At 66.1% G+C, this 24981-nt stretch carries 20 protein-coding genes; 12 read left to right on the top strand and 8 right to left on the bottom strand.

Annotation, left to right across the window (positions count from 1 at the left end; all coding sequences use genetic code 11):
- Positions 1 to 259: 259 nt before the first annotated feature.
- Positions 260 to 1132 carry a LysR family transcriptional regulator gene (locus tag ACX12D_RS32620; protein WP_441639475.1) on the bottom strand — a complete coding sequence of 291 codons (873 nt, stop codon included), beginning with the start codon at positions 1130 to 1132 and terminating at the stop codon, positions 260 to 262.
- 178 nt (positions 1133 to 1310) lie between these two features.
- On the opposite strand from ACX12D_RS32620, the gene ACX12D_RS32615 reads away from it, so the two are divergent.
- The 6 genes from ACX12D_RS32615 to ACX12D_RS32590 all read left to right on the top strand — a co-directional run bounded on the left by ACX12D_RS32615 (position 1311) and on the right by ACX12D_RS32590 (position 6333).
- Positions 1311 to 1733: a VOC family protein gene (locus ACX12D_RS32615; RefSeq protein ID WP_441639476.1), complete on the top strand. Its 423-nt coding sequence runs from the start codon at positions 1311 to 1313 to the stop codon at positions 1731 to 1733.
- 34 nt (positions 1734 to 1767) lie between these two features.
- Positions 1768 to 2463 carry a fumarylacetoacetate hydrolase family protein gene (locus ACX12D_RS32610; RefSeq protein WP_459375098.1) on the top strand — a complete coding sequence of 232 codons (696 nt, stop codon included), beginning with the start codon at positions 1768 to 1770 and terminating at the stop codon, positions 2461 to 2463.
- Between the two features lie 221 nt (positions 2464 to 2684).
- Positions 2685 to 3476, top strand: a complete 792-nt coding sequence (locus ACX12D_RS32605) for an HpcH/HpaI aldolase family protein (RefSeq protein WP_459375097.1) — start codon at positions 2685 to 2687, stop codon at positions 3474 to 3476.
- A gap of 184 nt (positions 3477 to 3660) precedes the next feature.
- The gene (locus ACX12D_RS32600; protein WP_459376590.1) at positions 3661 to 4521 is read left to right on the top strand and encodes a 2-hydroxy-3-oxopropionate reductase; all 861 of its coding nucleotides are present in this window, start codon (positions 3661 to 3663) and stop codon (positions 4519 to 4521) included.
- 139 nt (positions 4522 to 4660) lie between these two features.
- Positions 4661 to 5851: a glycerate kinase gene (locus ACX12D_RS32595; RefSeq protein WP_459375096.1), complete on the top strand. Its 1191-nt coding sequence runs from the start codon at positions 4661 to 4663 to the stop codon at positions 5849 to 5851.
- 107 nt (positions 5852 to 5958) lie between these two features.
- On the top strand, positions 5959 to 6333 hold the full coding sequence (locus ACX12D_RS32590; protein WP_459375095.1) for a hypothetical protein: 375 nt from the start codon (positions 5959 to 5961) through the stop codon (positions 6331 to 6333).
- A gap of 120 nt (positions 6334 to 6453) precedes the next feature.
- Here ACX12D_RS32590 and ACX12D_RS32585 read toward each other — a convergent pair whose 3' ends face one another.
- On the bottom strand, positions 6454 to 6897 hold the full coding sequence (locus tag ACX12D_RS32585) for a MarR family winged helix-turn-helix transcriptional regulator (protein WP_459375094.1): 444 nt from the start codon (positions 6895 to 6897) through the stop codon (positions 6454 to 6456).
- Between the two features lie 129 nt (positions 6898 to 7026).
- Between ACX12D_RS32585 and ACX12D_RS32580 the strand changes: the two genes are divergently transcribed.
- Entirely contained in the window at positions 7027 to 8565 is a 1539-nt protein-coding gene (locus ACX12D_RS32580) for a DHA2 family efflux MFS transporter permease subunit (protein ID WP_459375093.1), read from the top strand.
- A gap of 40 nt (positions 8566 to 8605) precedes the next feature.
- Here ACX12D_RS32580 and ACX12D_RS32575 read toward each other — a convergent pair whose 3' ends face one another.
- Entirely contained in the window at positions 8606 to 9283 is a 678-nt protein-coding gene (locus ACX12D_RS32575; protein WP_459375092.1) for an alpha/beta hydrolase, read from the bottom strand.
- Positions 9284 to 9564: 281 nt separating this feature from the next.
- On the opposite strand from ACX12D_RS32575, the gene ACX12D_RS32570 reads away from it, so the two are divergent.
- Positions 9565 to 10005 (top strand): GFA family protein, encoded by a 441-nt coding sequence (locus tag ACX12D_RS32570; protein ID WP_459375091.1) that lies wholly within the window; start codon positions 9565 to 9567, stop codon positions 10003 to 10005.
- Between the two features lie 13 nt (positions 10006 to 10018).
- Here the strand turns inward: ACX12D_RS32570 and ACX12D_RS32565 are convergent, their stop codons facing one another.
- A complete protein-coding gene (locus tag ACX12D_RS32565) occupies positions 10019 to 10966 on the bottom strand; it encodes a DMT family transporter (protein ID WP_459375090.1) in 948 nt (315 codons plus the stop codon).
- A 101-nt stretch (positions 10967 to 11067) separates the two neighbouring features.
- On the bottom strand, positions 11068 to 11595 hold the full coding sequence (locus ACX12D_RS32560) for a hypothetical protein (RefSeq protein ID WP_459375089.1): 528 nt from the start codon (positions 11593 to 11595) through the stop codon (positions 11068 to 11070).
- A gap of 120 nt (positions 11596 to 11715) precedes the next feature.
- Between ACX12D_RS32560 and ACX12D_RS32555 the strand changes: the two genes are divergently transcribed.
- From ACX12D_RS32555 to ACX12D_RS32545, 3 genes are all read left to right on the top strand, one after another.
- The gene (locus tag ACX12D_RS32555; protein ID WP_459375088.1) at positions 11716 to 12765 is read left to right on the top strand and encodes a DMT family transporter; all 1050 of its coding nucleotides are present in this window, start codon (positions 11716 to 11718) and stop codon (positions 12763 to 12765) included.
- 174 nt (positions 12766 to 12939) lie between these two features.
- A complete protein-coding gene (locus ACX12D_RS32550) occupies positions 12940 to 13704 on the top strand; it encodes an SDR family oxidoreductase (RefSeq protein ID WP_459375087.1) in 765 nt (254 codons plus the stop codon).
- A gap of 255 nt (positions 13705 to 13959) precedes the next feature.
- The gene (locus ACX12D_RS32545; RefSeq protein WP_459375086.1) at positions 13960 to 14538 is read left to right on the top strand and encodes a hypothetical protein; all 579 of its coding nucleotides are present in this window, start codon (positions 13960 to 13962) and stop codon (positions 14536 to 14538) included.
- A 232-nt stretch (positions 14539 to 14770) separates the two neighbouring features.
- Here ACX12D_RS32545 and ACX12D_RS32540 read toward each other — a convergent pair whose 3' ends face one another.
- A complete protein-coding gene (locus ACX12D_RS32540; RefSeq protein ID WP_459375085.1) occupies positions 14771 to 18613 on the bottom strand; it encodes a response regulator in 3843 nt (1280 codons plus the stop codon).
- Positions 18614 to 18615: 2 nt separating this feature from the next.
- On the bottom strand, positions 18616 to 19803 hold the full coding sequence (locus ACX12D_RS32535; RefSeq protein ID WP_459375084.1) for a response regulator: 1188 nt from the start codon (positions 19801 to 19803) through the stop codon (positions 18616 to 18618).
- A gap of 1306 nt (positions 19804 to 21109) precedes the next feature.
- Between ACX12D_RS32535 and ACX12D_RS32530 the strand changes: the two genes are divergently transcribed.
- Positions 21110 to 21529: a hypothetical protein gene (locus ACX12D_RS32530; protein ID WP_459375083.1), complete on the top strand. Its 420-nt coding sequence runs from the start codon at positions 21110 to 21112 to the stop codon at positions 21527 to 21529.
- A 177-nt stretch (positions 21530 to 21706) separates the two neighbouring features.
- Here ACX12D_RS32530 and ACX12D_RS32525 read toward each other — a convergent pair whose 3' ends face one another.
- Complete coding sequence (locus tag ACX12D_RS32525) at positions 21707 to 24838, bottom strand: response regulator (protein WP_459375082.1); 3132 nt, start codon at positions 24836 to 24838, stop codon at positions 21707 to 21709.
- Positions 24839 to 24981 lie beyond the last annotated feature (143 nt).

The raw sequence follows: 24981 nt of genomic DNA, 5'->3' as shown, positions 1-24981 counted from the left end.
AAGCCATGATTGCTGGCGGCCGGCATGCTGACCGTCTTCCCCGTGCTGCGCGTGGGCATCAGCTACACATTCCGAGGCGCCTTGCGCGCAGCGCGCTGACTGAACTGGAACCCCGAACTTTGAAGATCTGAAGATTTGCTGGCCCGGCAGCGCCCTTGCGGGTGCCGCCATTTCGTCCTGGTCGCCCCGCGTGTGCTCCCGCCGCGCGGGGTGCTTTTTTTCAGGCTGCGGCAAAGTCTGCGCGGCCCGGGCAGGCGCATCATGTTGCGCTCGCGGCCTCGGCGACAAGCGCATCGATCAGCGCCGCCATCGACGCGCGCTTGAGCGACGACTGCCTGACCAGCACGCCGATCTCGCGGAATATGGGCTCGCCGGGCAACGGTATTTCCACAACGTTACGGGCGGCCCGCAGCGGCACCAGCGCGGCCGGAATGATCGCGCAGCCCAGCCCTTCGTCGACCATCTGCAGGATCACCGCGGGTTCGTCCAGCTCCATGCCCTCCTCGACCCACAGCCGGTGCCGGCGCAGATAGCGGTCCACCAGTTGCCCGCCCATGGAATGCCGGTTGTAGCGAATGAAGGGCATGGCCGCCAGCACCGCCTTCAAGTCGCGCGGCGAGCCCGCCGGCGCCACGCCGACAAAGCGCTCGCGCATCAGCGGCACCCATTTGAGTTCCTGCGGAATGCCGAGCCTTGGCTTGATCAGCACCGCCACGTCGAGCTCGCGGGCATCGACCTGGGTCAGCAACTGGGTGGACATGCCGGGGACGATGTTGACGTGCGTCTTGGGAAATCCGGCGCGAAAGCGCTTCATGGCCCCGGGCAGTAGCGCCGCCTGCACGGTGGAGACCGCGCCAAGTTCCAGCGGCGTGGTGTCGGAGGCGGAATGCGCGCGGCCCTTCATGGACTCGTACAGCTCGACAAAGCGCACGGCTTCCGGCAGCAGCTTGCGGCCCTCCTCGCTCAGCGCGACCGATTTGCCGGCCCGGTCGAACAACGTGCAGCCAAGGTCCTCCTCCAGCCGGCGTATCTGGGTGCTCACCGCTGACTGGGTGAGGGCAAGGCGCGTGCCGGCGGCGGAAAAGGACGAGGTCTCCGCCGCCACAAGGAAGGTGCGGAAGTAACGGATCATGTGGGGATCATGTGGGGATCATGTGAAGTTCATGTGGGGATCACAGGCGGCATGGCGTGATTCATATCGAAATCTTTGATGCTGAGCACAGAAATCATTCGTTTCATATTACGACTTCTGCTGATTACAATCAAACGCGGCAGCACACCGACAACCCCCACGCACAAGAGCCCCTTTGATGAGCGCAACCCCGTTGTTCCACCTGGCCTTTCCCGTCAACGACCTGGAGGAGGCCCGCCGCTTCTACGGCGAGCTCCTCGGCTGCCCTGAAGGGCGCAGCTCGAACGCCTGGATCGATTTCAATTTCTATGGCCACCAGGTCGTCGCCCACCTCGCGCCGGAAGAATGCGGCCACCGTGCCACCAGCGCCGTCGACGGCGACGAAGTGCCGGTCCGCCACTTCGGCGCGATCCTGTCCATGGATGCCTGGGAGGCACTGGCCGAGAAGCTGCGCGCCGCCGGTACGCAGTTCGTGATCGAGCCGCATGTGCGCTTCAAGGGGCAGGTCGGCGAGCAGGCGACGATGTTCTTCCTGGATCCGTCGGGCAACGCGCTGGAGTTCAAGGCGTTTGGCGACATCAGCCAGGTCTTCGCAAAGTAATCCCTCCCCGCTTTCGTCACAGACGGACCCAGACATGACCGAATTCGTTATCCAGCCCGCCGAACAGGCAAGCGTCGCCGTAGCCGGCAGCAGCGCCCGCTTTCCCATCCGCCGCGTGTTTTGCGTGGGCCGCAACTACGCCGCGCACGCCCGCGAGATGGGCAATGACCCGGACCGCGATCCGCCGTTCTTCTTCACCAAGCCGGCCGATGCCGTCGTGGCCGCCGAAGGCACGGTGCCATATCCGCCGCTCACGGAGAACCTGCACCACGAGATCGAACTGGTAGTGGCGATCGGCAAGGGCGGCGCGGACATCCAGCCCGAGCAGGCACTCGACCTGGTCTGGGGCTATGCCGTGGGCGTGGACCTGACCCGCCGCGACCTGCAGGACACCGCCAAGAAGATGAGCCGTCCCTGGGACTGGTCCAAGGGCTTCGACGCCTCCGGCCCGTGCGGCCCGCTGCACCCGGTGGCCAGCATCGGCCATCCCGGCGCAGGCCACGTGTGGCTCAAGGTCAATGGCGAGACGCGTCAGGAGGGCGACCTGAACGAGCTGATCTGGCCCGTGGCCGATGTCATTGCCTATGTGTCGCAAAGCGTGACCCTGGCCCCTGGCGACCTGATCTTCACGGGCACGCCGGCCGGCGTCGGCGCGCTGCAGCCCGGCGACGAAGTGACCGCCGGCGTGGCGGGTGTCGGCGAAATCGCTTTCCGCGTGGGCAAGCGTTAAGACGCATTGCATTAGCAAGACTTCAAGACATACTATGACATGGCTCATCGCGAGCCATGTCATGCCCTCAGCGCGATTCCCGCCTGCCCCGGGCCTCTCAGCGCGCACTAACTTTCCCCAAACCAGCCGAAACCGCGCCGCTTCGCTTGACGGCGGGCGTGCGGGGGTTATACTTGCCCGATGTTGTACGATAACTTATAAGTCAAGCTACAGGAGACACAATGCGCGAGAACCGGATACGGAACATGTGGGCGAACGGGCAAGCCGTCGTCAATGGCTGGCTGTCCATCCCCAGCAGCTTTGCCGCGGAGACCATGGCCCACCAGGGCTGGGACTCCCTGACGGTGGACCTGCAGCACGGCGCGCTGGACTACCGCGATGCCCTCAGCCTGTTCACCGCGATCTCCACCACCGACACCATGCCGGTGGCGCGCGTGCCCTGGAACGAGCCAGGCATCCTGATGAAAGTGCTCGACGCCGGCGCGTACGGCGTGATCTGCCCGATGATCAACACGCGCGAAGACGCGGAGCGCCTGGTCGCGGCCACCCACTACCCGCCGATGGGCACGCGCAGTTTCGGGCCGATCCGCGGCATGCTGTATGGCGGCCCCGACTATCCCGAGCGCGCCAACGAAACCATCGTCGTCTTCGCGATGATCGAGACCAAGCAGGGGCTGGATAACCTGGACGACATCCTCTCGGTCAAAGGGCTCGATGCGGTTTATATCGGCCCGTCCGACTTGTCGCTCGCGCTCGGCTGCCGCCCGACCTTCGACGATGTCGACCCGCCCGTCGCGGAGGCAATCGCGCACGTGGTGGCCCGTGCCAAGGCGCACGGCGTGGTCGCCGGCATCCACAACGGCGCGCCGGAAGCGGCGTTGCGCAGGATCGAGCAAGGCTTCCAGTTCGTCACCGTTGGCTCCGATGCGCGCCTGATGGCGGCCGGTGCCCGGCAGGTGGTGACGCAGATGCGCGACGGGCAGGCAGCAGGCGGCGAAACATCGGGATACTGAGCCGGCCCCGTTTCGGGACAAGGATTTCAGACAGCATTTCAGACAGTATCGAGACCAGAGATCTAAGAGATTTGAGGCACCGGCATCGCGGTGCCCGCTGCGCAGGCGTCCGGCGGCAAGCGATGCCATTGAGATCGACTAACGGAGAACGAAAGTGAAGCTTGGATTTATTGGCCTTGGCATCATGGGCACCCCGATGGCCGCCAACCTGATCGCAGGCGGGCACGAAGTCAGCCTGTCCAGCCGCAGCGGCGTGCCGCAATCCCTGCTGGACAGCGGTGGCGTGGCTTGCCACTCCGGCAAGGAAGTGGCCGAACGCGCCGACGTGATCTTCCTGATGGTGCCGGACACCCCGCATGTGGAAGCCGCGCTGTTCAACGACGGCGGCATTGCCGCCGGGCTGAGCGCCGGCAAGATCGTGGTCGACATGAGTTCGATCTCGCCCATCGCCACCAAGGGCTTTGCCGAGCGCGTGAACGCGCTTGGCTGCCAGTACCTGGATGCGCCGGTGTCCGGCGGCGAGGTCGGCGCCCGCAATGCCACGCTGTCGATCATGGTCGGCGGCCCGGAAGCGGCGTTCGAGGCCGTCCGCCCGCTGTTCGAGCTGATGGGCAAGAACATCACGCTGGTGGGCGACAACGGTGCGGGGCAGACCGCCAAGGTGGCCAACCAGATCATCGTGGCGCTGAACATCGAGGCGGTTGCCGAGGCCCTGCTGTTCGCCTCCAAGGCCGGCGCGGATCCGGCGCGCGTGCGCCAGGCGCTGATGGGCGGCTTTGCGTCGTCCAAGGTGCTGGAAGTGCATGGCGAACGCATGATCAAGCGGACGTTCGACCCGGGCTTTCGCATCGGGCTGCACCAGAAGGACCTGAACCTTGCACTGTCGAACGCGCGCGAGATGGGCGTGTCGCTGCCGAACACGGCCACCTGCCAGGAGTTGTTCAATGCCTGCGCGAGCCATGGCGGCTCGGACTGGGATCACTCCGCGCTGGTCCGCGCACTTGAGCTGATGGCCAACCATGAAGTCGCGGCCAGGAAGGATTGAGGGTACGACTTAGCCGGCAGTCTTTGCCATCGGGCGGCACCTGCTGCCGCCCGGCCGCCCTTCCCCCGTTTTCTCTTTTTCTCTTTTCCTCGGTATGGCGTTTGCCCTGCGGTGAGCGCCGCTCACCCCGCCTCGCCCTATGCCTAGCCTTCCCGATCCCCTTATCGTCATTGCCCCCGATTCATTCAAGGGCTCCCTTGCGGCCGACCAGGTCGCCGCCGCCATCGCAGCCGGGATCCTGCGCGCGCTGCCCGGGGCGACCATCCGGCAACGCCCGATGGCGGACGGCGGCGAAGGCACCATCGACGCGATGCTGGCCGCCGGCGGCCAGCGCGCCGGCATCAAGGTGCGCGGCGCGGACGGCGCCACGCGCATTGCCACGGTAGCGCTGCTCGCGGGCGACCGCGCCGTGATCGAGTCCGCGGAAATCGTCGGCATCACCGATCCGGCGGGCATGGCATGCCCCGTGGCGCAGCGCTCCACCGCCGGCCTCGGCGATGCCATCAAGGCCCTGCTCGACCTGGGCGTGCGCGAGATCTTCGTCGGCCTTGGCGGCAGCAGCACCAACGACGGCGGCGCCGGGCTGCTGCATGGCCTGGGGCTGCGCTTGCTGGATGCGCAGGGCCGCGACATTGCGCCAACACCCGCCGCGCTGCCGCAGCTGGCGGCGGTCGATACCAGCCAGCTCGACCCGCGGCTGGCCTCCACCAGGCTGGTGGCGATGTGCGATGTCACCAACCCGCTGACCGGGCCGCGGGGCGCCACTGCCGTGTTCGGCCCGCAAAAGGGCGTGCAAGCGCAGGATGTGGATGCCATCGATGCCGCGCTCGCCGGCTACGCAAGCTTGCTGGAGCCGGCGCTCGGGCGCTGCGCCAGGGACGCGGCAGGCGCGGGAGCGGCAGGCGGCCTCGGCTACGCCTTGTTGATGCTTGGCGCGCAGATGCGCCCGGGCGCCGACATCGTGGCGGACTGCGTAGACCTCGATGGCGCGCTCGCGGGCGCCGACTGGCTGATCACCGGCGAGGGACGCAGCGATGTGCAGACGCTAAGTGGCAAGGCGCCGTTGATCGCCTGCCAGCGCGCCCATGCCTGCGGGGTGCCCGCCTCACTGCTTTGCGGCGCCATCGACCCCGCCGCGCTGCCGGCCCTGGGGACACATTTCACGGGCTGCTTTTCCCTGGCGCCCGGCCCGATCACGGTCGAGCAGGCCATGGCCAACGCGAGCGCTTTGCTATCGGATGCGGCGGAGCAGATGGCAAGGCTGCGCTTCACCAGCAACCACCCGCTCGAACATGGGCGCGCCCGGCCTGCAAATCCAGAAATTTCTTAAGGGTGAGCGACCGCAGAAGCAGTATGCTTTTACGAGTCCGCCACGCTCGCGTTAAAGCAGGCGGCCTGGTCTTGCCCCCATAGCCTCCCCCTCTTTAAGGAGCTTGCATGCATCCTAGCGCCCGAGCCGGCCCCAATTCGATCACGCGCGGCGGCAGGCCCACCGACCCGCTCCTCGCCATCAGCAGGCAAGGCGATCTCATCGCCGAGCTGATCGGCATGACGCGTCCTGCCAATGCCGAGGAACAGCCCCTCGTATCCGCACTGATCGACCGGATCGAAACGCTGGATCGCGGTCTGCGCGAACGCATCGCCAACGGTTGCGCGGAGTTGCAAAGCGTCAGCGCCGGGATGGATAGCCTGCTGCAACTGGCGGAACTGCAGAGCGAGAAGACGGAGGAGGCTTACGGCTTGTATTGCTTGCTCAAGCTGCTGAAGCTGCAACTGGATGACGCCGTGGAGGACGTGGCCCGACTGGTCTGAGACGCCGGCGGCCGGGCTGCAACCGCGACTGCCATTCCACAATGGCCGCGCCTTCAAGCGTCTTTTGGCGGCGCCGGGGTAGAGAACTCCAGGGGTTTTGGATGGGCTTGCCGCCCGCCTTCAACGATCGACGAGCGTGCCCAGGTTTTGCCGCACGCGCTGGAGCAGGCCGATCAGTTGCTCCCGCTCCGGCTCGCTGAGGCCGGCCAGCGCCTCCGCCGCAACCTCGTCGCCAACGCGCCGGGCCTTGTCCAGTGCTCTTTCCGCCTTGGGTGTCATGCGCACCACACGCTCACGGCGGTCTTCCGGGTTGGGCACCCGCTCGATCCAGCCGCCCTCTTCCATCCGGTCAAGCAGGCGTCCCGCCGAAATCGGCGCGACTTCCAGCAGCTCGGCCAGCCGCACCTGGTTGACTTCGCCGTAGTGCGACAGGTAGGCGAGTGCGCGGCATTGCGCCCGGGTGAGGTCGAGGGACGACTTGGCCAGTTCATCGAACCGCTTGCCGTTGAGGCGGCCAACGTCCGAGACCAGGAAGCCAAAGCGCTTTTCCAGTTTCGTTTCCATGGCGCGATTGTACAAAGATCTCCTTCGGGCACGCCGCCACGCCTGCAAAAAGCGCCTTGCCACGCTTTGGTGTGATCGTATAATAAGCATGCTTATTATCTAACCCCACCCCTCCAGGTTGTTCAATCCATGTCTTCCGAAGCGGTAGCCGGGCGCGTAGCAATGCCGCTCAACCGGCCCATGATCACCATCGCGATCATGGCAGCGACCCTGATCCAGACGCTCGACAGCACCATCGCCAACGTGGCGCTGCCGCACATGCAAGGCAGCCTGTCGGCGTCGCAGGACGAGATCACCTGGGTGCTGACCTCGTACATCGTCGCTGCCGCGATCGCCACGCCGCTCACCGGCTGGCTGTCCGACCGGCTCAGCGTCAAGCGTCTGCTGGCCATCTCGATCACCGGTTTCACCATTGCCTCGGCGTTCTGCGGGATGTCCGACACGCTGGCGCAGATCGTGGCGTCGCGGCTGCTGCAGGGCATTTTCGGGGCGTCGCTGGTGCCGCTGTCGCAATCCATCCTGCTGGATATCAACCCCCGCGAAAAGCAGGGACAGGCGATGGCGGTATGGGGCATGGGCGTGATGGTGGGGCCCATCCTGGGCCCGACGCTGGGCGGCTGGCTGACCGACAGCTACAACTGGCGATGGGTGTTTTTCATCAATGTGCCGATTGGCGCATTCGCGTTGTTTGGCGTGCTGTCCTTCCTGCCCAACCGGGCGCCGGCGCGGGCCGTGAAGTTCGATGCGTTCGGCTTCATCACGCTCGGCCTGGCCATCGGCGCGCTCCAGGCCATGCTCGACCGCGGCGAACAGCTCGACTGGTTCGGCTCGCTGGAGATCCGCATCGAGGCCATCCTGGCGGGGGTCAGCTTCCTGTATTTCCTGGCGCACACCGCCACGGCCGGGCCCAGGTCATTCTTCCGGTACCAGTTGCTCAAGGACCGCAACTTTGCCACCGGTGCCTGCTTCATCTTCGTGATCGGCGCGGTCATGTACGCCACCCGCGCCCTGCTGCCGCCGATGTTGCAGAACCTGATGGGCTATCCGGTGGCCACCACCGGGCTGGTCACCGCGCCAAGCGGCGCCGGCACCATGCTCTCCATGCTGCTGGCCGGACGCCTGCTCAAGCGGATCGACGCTCGGGTGCTGCTGTTTGCGGGCTTCCTGATTTCCGCTTTCGCGCTGTGGCAGATGATGCAGTACACCGTGGTGCTGTCGGTGTCCGATATCGTGTGGCCCGGCATCATCCAGGGCTTCGGCCTGGGGCTGGTGTTCGTGCCGCTGAGCGCGCTGACGTTTTCCACGCTCGCGCCGGCACTGCGCGCGGACGGCACGGCTACCTACAGCCTGATGCGCAATATCGGCAGCAGCATTGGCATCTCCGTGATCCAGACCTTGATGACGCGCAACACGCAGGTGGCCCACGCTGACCTGGCGGCCAATGTGAGCGTGTACAACCCGGCCCTGCAATCCCTGCTGGCAAGCGGCTCGCGCTACGACCTGGCCATGCTCAACCAGTCGATCAACCAGCAGGCCGCGATGATCGCCTACCTCAACGATTTCAAGGTCATGTTCCTTGCCACGCTGCTGGTGGTGCCGCTCATCCTGCTGATCAAGCCCACGCGCCACGTCGACGGCGATGCCGTCGCGCACGCGGCCATGGATTGACGCGCTTTTAGCCTACCTTTGGCTGACCTATGGCTAACCGCTAGCTGGCGGCCCCGGCGATGCGCTGCCGGGCATCAAGGTACTCCGCCACAGCGCGCTGGAACACCGGCAGCTTGCCGGTGAAGAAATGGTTGGCGCCGGGCACCACCACGACCGGCAGCTCCTGCGGGCGCGCCCAGTCGAACACCGCTTGCAGCGGCACATTGGCGTCGTTCTCGCCATGGATGACAAAGGCATCGGCCGGCACCGCTGGCGTGTCGTAGGTACGCCCGCCGGCCGCCGGCCCGGCCGGCATGCCGGCCAGGATCAGGTGCGCGACAGGCTCGCCGCCGCCCAGCAAACGCTGCGCCACGCGCGTCTGCACATAAGCGCCGAACGAGAATCCCGCCAGCGCCAGCGGCAGGCCCGGGTGCGCTGCCTGGATCTGCCGGACCACGGCAAGCACATCGTCCGTCTCGCCCTCTCCCGCATCGTGGCTGCCTTGCGTGCCGCCCACGCCCCGGAAATTTGGCCGCACGGCAAGGAAGCCGCGCGCCTGGAAGATCCTGGCCAGCGCCACCGGGATCTTGTGTTCCGCGCTGCCGCCCAGCAGCGGATGCGGGTGCGCCACGACGGCGATCGCACGGATCGGGCCTTGCGGCGCATCCGCCAAGGCTTCGATGCTACCGGCGGCACCATCGAACCAGATGCGATTATCTGAGGGGGAAAGCGAGGACATAACGAGGTAGGGGATTAGGCGTAGGCAAAAAAACAGGCTGGCCAGCTTTGCGGGCAACGCGGCGGCTTTGAAGCCGCATTGTAATGCCGGCGGAGGGTGGATGACGGCCGCCGATGATCCGATACAAAGGGCCATCGCGCTGCTGATCGGATTGTTCGGCGCCATGCTGGATGCAGCCATGGCGGGATAGGCGCCCGGAGGGCGCGCCCTGCAGCCTGCATCGCGGCCAAGTAGAATGCACCCCGCCATACAGGAAACACAAACAACAGGAGATAACGCCTATGCAGATTCCCGCTACGTTGGAATGCCTTTGCGGCCAGGTGCAGCTGCGCATTGCCGGAGAGCCGGTGGCGAAAGCCAATTGCCATTGCCAGGCCTGCCGGGATTTCTATGCCACGCCGGTGTTCGCCGCCACGGCCTGGGAGCCGGCCAGCGTGGTGGTCGCGCGCGGCGCGCAGCACCTGGCCACCTATCACCATGCGACCCGGCAGCTCCAGCGCCAGTTTTGCCCGCAGTGCGGCGAGACGCTCTTTGGCATCAACCGGCTGGGCATGTCGGTGATCCCGAACACCCTCTTCGCGCGGGCCTGCGGCGGTGCGCTGCCGGATGCGCTGCAGCCGGCCATGCACCTGTTCTATCGCCATCGCGTGCTGGAAGTCGACGACGCCCTGCCCAAGTACCTCGACGGCTGGGATGGCCCGATGCACAAGGCCGGGTTCTGAGCCAGTAGCCGGCCTATTCCCGTTGCGGGACTGGCCGGTGCCGCGCAGGCATCGTCATGGCGGCTACCCCCGCGACGACACACGCCAGGCCGGCCCACGCCCCCGCAGCCAGCGATTCCCCAAGAAACACGATGCCGATGGCCACGCCGATCGGCACCCGCAGATAGGCTTGCGCCGTGGTGCCCACCGGCCCCAGCGTGCGTACCAGGCGGAAGTAGATGACAAAGGCCAGCGCGGTCGAAAACACGGATAGCGCCAGCAGCGCGGCAAGCGATGACAGCGACGGATGCAGCGTCCAGGGCCGGTCGATGGCCAGGCTTGCCGGCACCAGCAGCGCCGCCCCGACGAGCATCGAGCCCGCGGCGGGCGCGGCGGCGGGCAGGTCCTTGAACGCGCGCCCGTAGATGGCCGCGCCGGCGTAGCACACGGTAGCGGCAACGATCGCCAGTTGCGCGAGCAGTTGCTGCCCAAGGCCGCCCAGCGCGCTGGTGCCGACGATCAGGCAGATGCCCGCAAGCCCCGCCGCCACGCCGAACAGCTTGCGTGCCGTGATGCGCTCATGGCGCGTGACCAGCCAAGTGCCCAGTACGGCGATCACCGGCGACGTGGAGTTCAGGATCGTCGCCAGCCCCGCCGGCACCGATTGCTCCGCCCACGCGATGAGCGTGAACGGCACCACGCTGTTGAGCATGGCCTGCACCGCAAAGCGGCGCCAGACTGCCGCGCCGCGCGGGATCTGCATGCCTCTTGCCGCCATCCACGCCACCAGCAGCGCACCGGCGATCAACGTCCTGGCGGCAATCAGCGTGACCGGGGGAATCGTGGCCACGCCAAGCCGTATGAAGGTGTAAGACGCGCCCCAGAGCGTGGACAAAGCCAACAGCAGGGCCATGTCCAGCGCGCGGCCGCTGGCGCCTTGGGCGTGGTTGGCGCGTGCATCCGCGCTGGGCAGGGCTGGCATGGGGTTCTCTCCGGAGGGGCTCGCCGCCATTGTGGGCGCGCGCTGGGGGAGAACGTTTCAGCTTGTGGCGAAGCATGGATTGCAGGCCATGCCAGCGCACATCAGTGCGCCCTGCTGGAATCCCCACCCAGCGGATCCTGCGTGATCTGCACCTGCCTCAGGATGCCCTGCTTGTCGAAGTAGCAATTGAACAGCGAGGACAGGTTGCCGTCCTGGCGGAAGCGATAGGACCAGACATCGCGCTGCATCAGCGGGTAGTACTGCACCGGATCGAGCGGCTTGCCGAAATGCTCTTCCACGTCGCGCTTGGTCCAGCTATCGACCTTGGCCTGGTAGATCTCGGAATTGACCAGCATCTGCCGGAAGTTCGTGAGTTTTCCGCCCGCATCGAAATCGGCCGCGTAGGCCTCATAGCCCAGCGGTTGCTTGGAGTAGATCCAGCGCACGGAGCCATCGGCCAGCCGGTAGACACCGCTGGGCTCGCCGAAGGTCGCGCGCACCGCGCTTTCCGGGGAGCCGATCAGTTTCTGGCCTTCTTGCACCGGTTGCAGGATGGCGCAGGCTGGCAGCATCAGCAGCGCAGCCGCGCAGATCAGCCAGCCGCCCACGTATTGCGAGGGTGATTTCATAGCGTTCCAGAGTGGAAGCCGCCATGCCCGGCATGGCGTCCAAGGCTGAAATATATAGCATCCCCCGCCAGCACGCCGTAGCGCGACAATACGGCATTGCCACGCCTTTCCGCCTTGCCCATGGCCATCCGAACCGCCGCCCCCGCCCTGGCCGCCGCCCTGCTGTTTGGGGCAAGTACGCCTCTTGCAAAGGCCCTGGCCGGGTCGATCCCGCCGTTGCTGCTGGCCGGCCTGCTTTACCTGGGCAGCGGGCTGGGGCTTGGCATCCTGCTGGCGCTGCGGCGCAGCATGACCGGCGCCGCAGCAAGCCCGCTCACCGTGCCGCGCCACGAGACGCCATGGCTGCTGGGCGCCATCCTGGCCGGCGGCGTGGCGGGGCCGGCCCTGCTGATGACCGGCCTGGCCAGCACCAGCGCGGCATCGGCCTCCCTGCTGCTGAACGTGGAAGGGGTATTCACCGCGCTGATCGCCTGGCTGGTCTTCAGGGAAAACGCCAGCCGCCACATCGTCCTTGGCATGCTTGCCATCGTGGCGGGCGGCCTGCTGTTGTCCTGGCAGCCGGGCAGCCTGCGGTTGTCCGCCGGCGCCTTGCTGATCGTCGGCGCGTGCCTGTGCTGGGCCATCGACAACAACCTGACGCGCAAGGTGTCAAGCAACGACGCCATGCTGATCGCCTGCATCAAGGGGCTGGTTGCCGGACTGTGCAACACCGGGCTGGCACTGGCCGGCGGTGACCACCTGCCGGCGCTGCCCGCGCTGGGCGCGGCCATGATCATCGGGTTCCTCGGCTACGGCGTGAGCCTGGCGCTGTTCGTCATCGCGCTGCGGCTGCTGGGGACCGCCCGCACCGGCGCGTATTTCTCCGTAGCGCCGCTGTTCGGCGTGGCGATCGCGTTCGGCATGTGGCCGCAGGCTCCGCAGCCGGTGTTCTACGTGGCGGCGCTGCTGATGGCGCTGGGCGTATGGCTGCACCTGCGCGAGCATCATGAGCACGAGCACAGCCACGAGGCGACCGAGCACACCCACGCGCATCGCCACGATGCGCACCACCAGCACGAGCACGCCTTCGACTGGGACGGGCAGGAGCCGCACCGGCACCTGCACCGGCACGAGCCGCTGGTGCACAAGCACCCGCACTATCCGGATACGCATCACCGGCACTCGCACTGAGGCCAACACGGCCCTGAGCGAGGTTGCCGTTGTTGAAATCGGTGATCCGCGGCTGTGGTGTGTGGTGTGTGGTGTCTTTCAATCTCGCCCGAATTCAATGCCAAGAAACGGAGTTCTTGCGCCTCAAGAGGCAGGCAGACTGGCGGCTGATCGATTTGAACATAGGAAAGAAGCATGAATACGCTTGCGAACAAAGTCGCCATCGTCACCGGCGCCAGTTCCGGGATTGGACGCGCGACCGCGCTACTTTTCGCTCGTGAGGGCGCGGCGGTGGTCGTTGCCGCTCGTCGCAAGGCTGAGTTGGAAGACCTTGTGAGGGAAATCACTGAAAATGGCGGAACGGCTGCATACGTCGCAGGCGACGTCAGAGAGGAGGCATATGCACGGACTTTCGTGCAGACGGCCGTTGACCGTTTCGGCGGATTGGACATCGCGTTCAACAACGCGGGGACACTCGGCGAAATGGGGCCCACGCCGGGCATCTCGGCGACGGGCTGGGGCGAGACCATTGACACCAACCTCACCAGCGCGTTCTTTGGCGCGAAGTATCAGATCCCCGCGATGGAGCTTCGCGGCGCCGGAAGCCTTATCTTCACTTCGACGTTTGTTGGGTACACCGTCGGCTTCCCCGGCGTCGCAGCCTATGCCGCCAGCAAGGCAGGATTGATCGGGTTGACGCAATCACTCGCCGCAGAGTTTGGACCGAAGGCCATTCGCGTCAATGCCATCCTTCCTGGTGGAGTGGACACGCCCATGGGACGCACAATGAGTGCGTCGCCCGAAGCCATGGCGCATGTGGCAGGACTACACGCGCTCAAACGCATCGCTACGCCGGAGGAACTTGCGCAGTCGGTCCTCTACCTGGCGTCCGGCGCCTCGTCATTCATGACCGGCGCAGCGCTGCTGGTTGACGGAGGCGTGTCGATCAATCGCACCTGATGTTGCTGGGGCTTGGGCTGCCAGAGGAAATGCTGGCCTGACGCGACCTACCACGCGACCTACCACCTATTCAGTCGTTTCGACCCTCGATGCCTGCCGAACTGCAGGGCGTTCTCGTTCTCTATCGGCTTCAAATAGGGGGCGATGGATGGCGGTATAGTACGACCAGACGCTGACGGCTGCGATCGGGCCAAGCGCAGACATTCAACCTGTCAGCGAGAGTCGTAACCACGCTTGATTCTTCGGCATCAACCCATGAAGCTCAAATACCTGTTGCTCGGCATCACCCTGACGTGCGTTGCGCTGCCGGCGGCCGCGCTTGCCTTCATCAAGCCATTGCGCGTGGTCGCTCCCACGCTGATGCCCGGCGTCGCCTGCCCGCTCCCGGACATCTGCATCGACGACCTGGCCAGGCTCGCCGACGCGCAGGCGCTGTATCGGGAGGGGTATGCGAAGACGGCCAGCGCAGTTGGCCCCTTCCGGCAATCGCCGCGTATGGTGTTCTGTTCGACGCGGGCATGCGCCGATACCTTTGGGCTGGGGCGGCGTGCAGCGGAAGCGATCGGGAACTTCGGCACAGTGGTAGCCCCGCGGGGGTGGCAGGCGTTTTATGTCGCGCATGAGCTGATTCACCATCGGCAGGCAGAGGTGCTGGGCAATATCGCCGTGGCGACGCGACCCGGGTGGCTGATCGAAGGCATGGCGTACGCGTTGAGCGGCGACCCAAGGCATCCGCTGGGCGAGCCGTTCGAGCAGTGGCGATCGCAGTTTGAGGCCTGGTATGCCGGCGTGGGTGCGAGCAAGCTATGGGCGTCGGCGCGCGAGGTCCGCTGACGTCTTTACGTCGTCAGACACAGAGCCTCGTTGTTGGCGGGCTGTCAATCGTGATGCTGACGCCAGCAAACGCAGATATCGTTGCGGCTGCCAAGTAGCGAGGACACTATAGTCCTCAATTCGATCGCAAGAACTCCGTTTCTTGCGATCGAAACACCTCACGGCGTGCACTGCTACAAGTACCCGAAGTACCCGAAGCGATTCCCGCTATCCGGAGCTGCCGAGGCCGTTCCTAGGGCGCGACGCCGCCGTCCAGCGTGGCCAGCGCCGCCGCGTAGTCGTAGCGCTCGACCTGTGCCTGCAGGCGCTCGCAGCCTTCGGTGGACAGCAGGCGGGTAAAGACGTCCCGGTGACGGGCAAAGGTGTGATTGGCCGCGCTGTCGCCCTCTTCCAGCTGTTCGCGCAGGAGCTTGAGCACGGCCTCCTGCGTGGCATCGGGATCCGCAGGCGGGCCGCACGCGTCCGGCGCGCCGGCATCCAACGCTGCGGGCCCGGTTGGCAGGTGCGTGCGCAAGGTCGCCAGCAATGGCAGGAAGGTGGTGCGCAAGGCGGCCAGCAGCGTGGCGGGATCGGGGCGCACGGGCGCGTGAGGAAGTTGCAGGCTCGCCTCCAGCGTGGCCGCCGCGCGCGAGACCGACATGGCGCCGAGATTGGCGGCCAGGCCCTTGAGCGAGTGCGCGAGCGACAACGCGCCGTCGCGGTCGCCGCGGGCCAGGCGCTCGCCGATCCGGTCCGGCATGTCGGCGTAGCCGCTGGCAAAGCGCTCAAGCAACTGCCGGTAGACTTCCGCGCGGCCGCTGACACGGCCCAGGCCGCCGCCGACGTCAAGATGCGCGGAGCTTGCCAGCGCGTCCACCCAGGCCGGCCGGGACCCGGCTGGCGGGGCCGCGTCATCGCCGCCCGGCACCGCCAGCCACTGGCGCAGCATGGCATAGAAGGCCGGCGGGCTGATCGGCTTGGCGATATGGTCGTTCATGCCGGCCGCCAGGCAGCGCGCCCTGTCTTCCGGCAACGCGTTAGCCGTCATCGCCACCACCGGCAGGCTTGCGAACTTCTCTTGCTCGCGGATGTGCCGGGTGGCTTCAAACCCGTCCATCACGGGCATCTGCACATCCATCAGGACCAGGTCGTAAGCGCCGGCCTGGAGCAGGTGCAGCGCCACAGCGCCGTTCTCGGCCGTATCGGGGTAGATGCCCGCGGCCTGCAGCAAGTGGACCGCGACCTCGCGGTTGATGTCGTTGTCTTCTACCAGCAGCACGCGCGCGCTCGGCAGCGCCGGCGTGGCGTCGAGCGCCGCCGAATGCGGCTCCGCCACCTCCGGTGGCGCGTCATTGTCCGGGGACAGCGTGCGCACCGTCGCCTCCAGCAGCAGGGACGCGCTCACCGGCTTGATCAACGTGGCGTCAAAGCCCGATCGCTCGCCCTCGCGCAAGACTTCCTCGCGGCCGTGGGCGGTAATCATGACGCGGCGCGGACGCGGATGGCGCAGGCGCATGGCGTCGATATGGCGAGCGGTCTCGATGCCGTCAAGGCCGGGCATCTTCCAGTCGATGAACACGGCCTGGTAGGGATCGGCGGCTTCGTCGGCCTGGGCGATCCTTGCCAAGGCGGCCCGGCCTGAGGCGGCCTCGTCCACGCGGAAGCCAAAGTTGCGCAGCATGGCAATGATGACCTGGCGGGCGTAGTCGTGATCGTCCGCCACCAGCAGGCGGCAGCCCGCCAGCTGTGGCGCGACCATGGCGCTGGCAGGCCGCTTCTTGCCCGCCAGCAGGTCCAGCTCGAACCAGAAGCTGCTGCCCTGGCCCGGGGTGCTTTCGACCCCGAGGGTGCCGCCCATCAGCTCCACCAAACGGCGGCAGATGGCCAGGCCCAGGCCGCTGCCGCCGTAACGCCGGGTGGTCGAGGTGTCGGCCTGCTCGAAACTCTGGAACAGGCGCGAGCGGATCGCGGGATCGATGCCGATACCGGTGTCGCGCACCTCGAAACGCAAGCGGATGCGGGGCTGGCATTGCCCGGCGCCGCAGCGCTCGACGCGTATGACGATTTCACCCTGGTGGGTGAACTTCACCGCGTTGTTGGCGAAGTTGATCAGGATCTGGCGCAAGCGCAGCGGATCGCCGCGCAGCGAGTCCGGCACGTCCGGTGCGACTTCGACGATCAGCTCGAGGTGCTTGGCCACGGCCCGATCGGCCACCAGGTCGCTCACCGTGCGCAGCATCCGCTCCAGCGAAAAATCGATCCGTTCGATCTCCAGCTTGCCGGCCTCGATCTTCGACAGGTCGAGGATGTCATCGATGATCTCAAGCAGATGCTGGCCCGAATGCTGGATCTTTTCCAGGTAGCCGCGCTGCTTGTCGTCGAGCCGCGTGCGCAGCGCCAGATGCGCCATGCCGATCACCGCATTCATCGGGGTACGGATCTCATGGCTCATATTGGCCAGGAAGCTGGCCTTGGCATGCGCGGCGCTCTCCGCGGCCTGCTTGGCCACGACCAGCTCGGCATTGGTCTCGGCAAGCTCGCGCGTACGTTCCTCGACGCGGCGCTCCAGCGTCTGGGACAGCGAGGTCAGCCGGTGGTTGGCCTCGACCTGCTCCGTGATATCGATGCCCACCGCGCCAACCCCCACCACCTCATGGGTAGCCGGGTTGCGCACCGGGAAGCGCGTCACCTGGAGATGGCGCTCGCCATGGGGCGTCTCCATCGCGTAGACGTGCTCCTCGGCCTTGCCCGAGGACATCACGCGCGCCTCCATTTCCCGGCGTGCCTGCGCGACATCGGGGTTGGCGCCGAAATCCCAGTCGGACCTGCCCAGGACTTCGCTCTCGCTCGCGCCGAGCAGCGCCTGCATCGCCGGGTTAAGGGCCAGCATGGCGTGATCGCGGTCCTTGAGCGACATGACGGCGGGCGAGTGCTCGAGCATCGCGCGCATCCTTTCCTGGCTTTCAGCCAGGCGCCTGCCGTCGCGCCGCGCGATCCACGTGGCGGTGCCGATCAGCAGCAGGATGATGGCCGTCAGTGCCGCCAGGACGTCGCGGGTAAACAGGTACGGGGCGAACGCTTCGCCCATGTCCTGCTCCACGATCAAACCCATCTCCAGGCCGGGAACCCAGATGCCTGCGCCCGCGGCACGGTGGCCACGGTAGTCGGCGTAGTCGTAGGCAAGCACAGAGGAATGGTCGCGCAGCAAGCGCTCGGCAACCAGCGTCAGCGGGCCGCCCGGCTGGGCGCTGCCCCCGTCCTTGCCACTTTGGCCAGGGACGCGTGCCCATACATTGAGCATGGACGCGGTGCCCGGCGCCAGCCGGCCCTTGGCCTCCAGCTCCGGGCCGAAACGGCTGGGCGACACCAGCCGGCCCCGGGCGTCGATGGCGTAGAGCTCACCGGTGCGGCCGAACTGGCCGGCCGCAATGATCGGCAGCATCACGGCACCGGGATCCAGCCGCAGGCATAGCACGCCAATGGCGCGCCCCGCATCCAGCAGCCGGGCGCACACCACCTGGAACGGCAGGTCCGTCAGCGTGCCCCAGGGGTCCCGGGTTCGCTCCGGGGCAGGATAAGGCGGCGAGGCCGCGCTGCCCTCTTCCAGCGCCCGCCGGGCCGTCTGGGCGGGCTCCGGTAAGAGCAGGCGGCCGGTGCGGCCCGGCAGCTCCGACGCCACGATCTTGAGGTCCGGCGTAGCCAGGACATAGCCGAGGTAGCCATTGCTCTGGAAGACCGGTGTCACCCATTGCTCGAACCTGGCCACAGCCTCGCCATCCGGCAACGGCTGGCCCGGCGCCAAGAGCAGCGGGCGCGCGAGCCTGAGCGCCTCTGGCAGGCGCGCGACCCGCTCGGCCCGCCGCTGTTGCTCGCCGCTCCAGAGTCCCAGCAGCCGCGCGTTCGTCGCCAGCATCGACTCCACCCGCGCGCCCAGGCTGGCCCGGTCGTTCTCGTACACCAGCTGGGTAGCGCCGCCAGCCAGCAGGCAAACGGTCACCGCCAGCAGCACGGGATAGGTGTAGCGCCGGATACCGGCGCGCGTCGCCGCCCGCCTGCGCCAGGCAGCCAGGAATGCAGAGGCAGATGCGGCGATCATGCTTAGGGCGTCGTAGCGATCGTGGCGGTCGTGGCGGTCGTGGCCGGATAGCCATTGGCGGCCAGCAATGCCGCCTCGCGCGCATGGTCGGCGTCGGTGTCCGCGTAGCGCTGCGAAATGGCCAGGAACTCCGGCGCGATGGCCAGGAACGCGTCCACCATGTCCGGATCGAAATGACTGCCGCGCCCTTCGCCGATCATCCTTACCGCCTGCTCGTGGGGAAACGCGGGCTTGTAGACGCGCCGGCTGATAAGCGCATCGTAGACATCGGCGATCGCCATCAGGCGCGCGGAGACAGGAATCGCATCGCCCGATAAGCCGTCGGGGTAGCCGCTGCCGTTCCATTTCTCCTGGTGATAGTGCGCGATCTCGCGGGCGTAGCGCAGGAAGGAGTTGGGGGTGCCGCACTGTGCCTCGGCATGCGCAATGGCATCGCGCCCCAGCGTGGTATGGGTCTTCATGACCTCGAACTCTTCGGGGGTCAGCTTGCCGGGCTTGAGCAGGATGCGATCCGGGATGCCGACCTTGCCGATGTCGTGCAGCGGCGCCGATTTGAACAGCAGCTCGATGGTCTCGTCGTTGAGCTCCTCGCAAAAGCGAGGATGGTGGCGCAGCGCCTGCGCCAGGCGGCGCACGTAGTGCTGGGTGCGCCGCAGGTGGTTGCCGGTTTCGTTGTCGCGCGTCTCCGCCAGGGATGCCATGGCCATGATGGTGACGTCCTGGATCACGGAGATCTCCCGCAGCCGCCGCTGCACCTCCTGCTCCAGGTAAGCCGATTTGTCCCGGAGGAAATCCCTGGCGTTCTTGAGGGTGAGATGGGTAGCGATGCGCGCGTGCATCACCAGCGGGCTGAGCGGCTTCATGATGTAGTCCACCGCGCCCACCTGGAACCCGCGCGTCTCGTCGTGCTCACCGGTACGGGACGTCAGGAAGATCACCGGCACGTCCATGGTGGCCGGGTCCGCCTTGAGCTGCCGGCACGCTTCGTAGCCATCCATGTCCGGCATCATCACATCAAGCAAGATCAGGCTTGGCGGCGCCGCCGTGGCGATGCGCACCGCCGCGCTGCCCGAGGTCGCCACCTTCACCCGATAGCGATCCTGAAGCAACGCGGCCATCATCGCGATGTTTTCTGGAAGATCATCCACCACAAGAATCGTGGGCTGGGCGTCGGCATTATCAGAGCGCATGGGGAGATTCAGGTCGGGATACTTGCCGGGCAGGCAACAAGACGGCGTTTCCGGCGCGCTTCGAAAGACATGCCGTCATATTGCGTTGACATAGCGGATTACTCGCACCGGTTGGCTTTTCGCCCGGGCTTGGCCACAGATTGCACGGGACGCAACAACCCCAGGCGCATCCCGGCCCCTGTCTTGCCATAACGGCCATCTCGCGCCGCAATTCAGCCCCCTCTTGCGGAGGGGATCAAGTATTGGCATCCGCTGCCGTTAACCCCGCTCCGGGCGGCGTGGCAAAAAAAGGTTCTTCAGACATTTGTGTGGGTAGTGCACGCGGGTGCAAGTGGCGGGAAGCGGAACGCTGGTTTGCTCCCCTCTCCGATGAAATGGGAGGTTGGCCGGGGGAGAGGGCGGGCGCTCGCTCAAGGTGATGCGCCTCGCTCTTGCGCAGGCCCGCCCTCTCCCCCAACCCCTCTCCCACAAGTGGGAGAGGGGAGCAAACCAGCGGTAGAGTAAGCGTGCCACTTGGTGTAGCCGTGATTTCCGCCCCCAAGGCGGAAATCACCCACGCGCGATGCGAAGCGAGCCGTCAAGGTTTGAATCTCCCGTTATGCGGCGTCTTTCGCCGCATCCGGGTCGCCTTCTTTGCCTACTTTCTTGGCGAGACAAGAAAGTAGGTCGCCTCCCCGCAGGGGAGGTGAAACTGCCTTTGACGTTAAGCCGTTAAGCCGTTAAGCCGTTGAGCTTTTGACGTTAAGTAGTTGAATTTGCCGCACGGATGGTGAACAAGTAGGCATCCGAGAGCCAACGCCACATCCAACACCCGCCCTCTCCGCCGCCCCCACTCGACACGGTTGCTCTCCCGCCATGCGGGAGAGGGGAGCTACGGCAGCGCAGGATTTAGCCCAGCGATAAATCGACCCACACGAAAGCCGGATGAACCCCAAAAAAAAGCCCACCGAGGTGGGCTTTCCCAAGAGAAACGGACATCGGTCGCATGGCATTGACACTGACACCCCCGCAATCGCTTCAATGCACGCCGACTACGTCAGAAGACGTGTCCGCATTGCCGGCACCGCCACACGCCATGTGCCACACCGGCCTGTTGCCCGGCCAACAGCGAGTCCATGCGGGCATCGAGGCCCGTCTTTCGCTGAACCGAAGCAACGGCCGCATTGTCATGGGTTCCGGCTGGACCAGAAAGAGTAAATATACTCTCCTCCCCCATTTCCCCCCCGGGCAACGGATGCGAATACCGGGTGCGCAACCTGAGTAATTCCACTCTTTCGCGGCAGCCATCGCCAAGCCATCATGAGGCATGGAAACGCATCAACAAACTGTTCGCCATACCCTGCGCATCGACCAATGGATGACGGCGGTGGGCAGCGGCGAAACCTCGCTGGCGTATGACGACTGGTTAAGCGGCGTGCTCAATGCGCTGGCGCCCGAGCCACCGGAGCACGCGATATGGATCGTGACCCGGGAAGGCAAGAACGAGTTCCGGCTCCAACATCGCGCGCGCTATGAGGTACGGCATCCGAGGTACGGCATCCGGCGCTTCGTGTGCGCGGTCGACAGCGACGCGACATTGATCGCCTTCGAGAACACGATCTCCGGTGTCCGCTACCCATGGGTGACGATCGACGGCGCATTCACGCAGGCTGAACTGTGGTCGCTCAGGTTGCTGTCCACCGGACTCGATCTGTGTGCTGCCCCGGTCGGTGTGGAGAGCCGCTGAAACGTTGGCGGTTCCGGGGCACGATGTCATGGCCGCCCCCCTTTTTCCGGTCCAGAGCGTGCCTGGCGCGTGAGGCTTACCAGCATGGCCGATTCTTGCAGGGAAACAGCACTCCCCTGTGTCCCCTCCTGCGGATGAAGCGCCAGATTCACGCGCCGGGATGGCTCTGGACTCTTTTTATACCGCGCCCACGGCGCACGCCGAGCGCAGGTGGGCGATCAGTGCCGGGAAGTCCCGGGCCAGCGTGGAGAGTGCCACGGCATCCGCCCGGTCCTCCTGCAAGCCACGGTCCAGCACCGAACATGCCTGCGCGAGCTCGGCTGCCCCAAGCATGCCGAGCACGGCCTTCATGCCATGGACATGCAGGCTGGCCTGGCCAAAGTCGCCGGCCCCGATGGCCTCATGGATCCGCGTTACCACGTCCGCGCGTTCGGCGCATACGCGCCTGGCCAGATTGATGTAAATATCCTCGCGGCCGAACAAGAGCTTGATCCCCGCAGCGGCATCCAGTCCCGGTACGCCCTTCAGGGCCTGCGTCACCGCCGACGCCTGTGGCCTCGCCTGCGCCGCCATCGCCGTCCCCGCGCCTGCCGGGCCGCAGGCCGCGCCCGATGGCACGGCGTCGGGCGGCAGCCATGCCGCAATGGTGCGGAACATCGCCTGCGCGTCGATCGGCTTTGAAATGTGATCGTTCATCCCGCCCTGGATGCAGCGGATGCGGTCCGCCGACATCGCGTCCGCCGTCAGCGCCAGCACCGGCAGGGCATGAAGACCCAGTCCGTGGCGAATCGCGCCGGTGGTCTCTATACCGTCCATGCCCGGCATATGGATGTCCATCAGCACGATATCGAATGCGTGTTCCTTGAGCGCCACCAGCGCCCGCTGACCGTCGCCGGCAACGTGCACGTCCATGCCTGCCAGTTCGAGAAGATCGCGCGCGACCTCCTGATTGATCGGATTGTCTTCGACCAGCAGCACCCTGCGCCCGTGCAACGCCTGCCACGCCGGCCCGGCGAGCGAGCGGCAATCCGACGGCGCCATGGCCGTATGCGAAAGCGCGGCGCCCGGAGCGGACGCCCGGTCCGCTCCCGCCATCTCCAGCGACACCTCGAACGAGAAGAGGCTTCCCACGCCAGCCTGGCTCCGCGCGAAGACGCGCCCGCCCATGAGTTCCGCCAGCTTCTTGCTGATCACAAGCCCAAGCCCCGTGCCTTCGAAGCGGCGGTTCATCGCGCTATCCAGTTGCTGGAACGGCGTGAAAAGCTCGGGCAACGCATCCGGAGCAACGCCCACGCCCGTGTCTTCGACCTCGAAACACAAGCCGATATGGCTGCCGCGGTTGAGCGTCTCCCTGACTCGGAGGGAGACTTCGCCGCGATCCGTGAACTTCAGCGCATTGCTCAGGAAATTGATCAGGATCTGCCCGACCCGCAGCGGATCGCCGACAAGCCGGAGCGGAATCGCGGGAGACGTGGAAACGGACATCATGATGCCTTTCGCTTCCGCCGTTTCCCAGAACAGGCCAGTGACACGATCCAGCAGTTCAGACAGGTAGAACTCGCGCGCGTCGATGGTGAGCTTTTCCGCCTCGATCTTCGAGAAATCCAGGATATCGTTGACGATCCCCAGCAAATGCCCGGCGGATGTGCCGATGCGCACCAGATAGCGCTCCAGCTTGTCCGCGCGTTCGCGGTTGAGCGGGTCCAGCGCCAGATGCGACATGCCGATGATGGCATTGAGCGGCGTCCTGATCTCGTGGCTCATATTGGCCAGGAACTTCGCCTTGACGCGTGCGGCCGATTCCGCTGCCTCGCGGGCTGCCGTCAGCTGCTGCGTTCGCTCTTCGACGCGTGCTTCCAGCGTGTTGGTCAGCACTTCCAGGGCCTGCCGGGTGCGCTCCTGCTCGGTGATATCGGCAACCACCGTACCGACGCCGATGATGCCTGCATCGTCCGGCCCGCGCACCGGGAACTTGACCACGCGGAAGATGCGCTCTTCGCCGTCTCGCGGGCTGGTCGTATGCACCTGGTTTTGGGTTAGTCCGCTGGCCAGTACCAGCTCGTGCATAGCGCGGCTGATCTGTGCGATGCGGCGATTCGGGATGATGTCCCAGACTCGGCATCCCACGGCAACGCCTGGCGCCACCCCGAGGCCTTCCTCATAAGCGCGATTGGCCATGATGCCCACGCCCTCGGGGCTCATGTAGGCCAGCCCGGTCGGCACATGCTCGCGGAATGCGCGCATGCGTTCCTCGTTCTCGGACACACCGCGGCGCGCGCGCCACTGGAATGCCGCCAGCGCAAGGATCAGACCGATTGCGATCGCGGTAAGGCCCACGATCGCCGAGCGGACCAGGAAGTAAGACTGATGGGCTTCGTCGACCTGCAGCTCGACGACCAGCCCCATGTCCTGGTCAGCCAGCCATCGGCTAGCCCCGATGACCTTGTGTCCGTCATGGCCATCGTAGCCCTCGGCGTCCACCGCCTCCTCGCCTCTATCCATCAGCAGTTGCAACGCAAGTTTCGTCGGGACCCCGCCACTGTGGCCCCGCACCAGCGGATCGGCGGCAGGCCGCTTGCCGGGCACTCTCGCCCACAGCGGCTCAGAGACGTCCCGCCGCGTACGATCGGGCGCCGCATCGCGCTCCGTGGCGCGGGTCGGGGAGAGAATGCGTGCGGAGGAATCGATCACGTAGGCCTCGCCCGTTTCGCCTATCCGGCCCGCCTTGAGAATCTTGAACAGCCTCACGTAGGGATCGATACGCAGGCACAGGAAGCCCGCGATCCGTCCGTCGGCATTGATGCGTGCGCACGCAAGCTGATAGAACATCCCGGCCGGCTGCTCGACGCCTTGCACCATGAGCGGCTGCATCGACACGGTGGGCCGCGAGATGGCAAATCCGAGCTCCCGCGCTCCCCGCAACGTACGTATGGTCGGCTCGGTCAGGTCCGAGGCGTTGATGTAGCGCGGGCTGCTCGCCGCGAGAATGGTGTAGTCCGGCCGGATCAGGGCATAGCCGTCGAAGCCCCGGCTCCGGTAGATCGGGAGGATCCACTGATCGAATTCAGTCAGCAAATCGGCCCGGCCGGGATCGGCCAGGATACGTTTCGCCAGCTTTATCAGGACAGGGTTCTCGGCAATGGTCCCGACTCGCCCCGCCGAATCCTCTCCCATCGTCCGGTTCAGGTCGGATATCGCCTCCAGCACGGCTTTCAGGCGGCTTTCGGCGCTCTGATGAAATTGCTTTTCGAGGCCCCGGAGCACCTCGTGGCTCAAGACCAGCAGCAAGGCGACGGCGACCGCCGTCATGATGAGATTCTGGCGGACCTCTCTCCCGCCTGTCCCTCGCAGACTCCTGAAGTAACGCTTGATCATGATTTCCTGCGACGAGTCGCGATGCATAAAAGCCGGGGCAGCGTGACTGCCCCGCGCCGGCCGCTGACGGGCCCTTG

Source organism: Cupriavidus sp. PET2-C1 (genome assembly GCF_054515855.1).
This window is presented reverse-complemented; position numbering and strand designations above follow the sequence as displayed.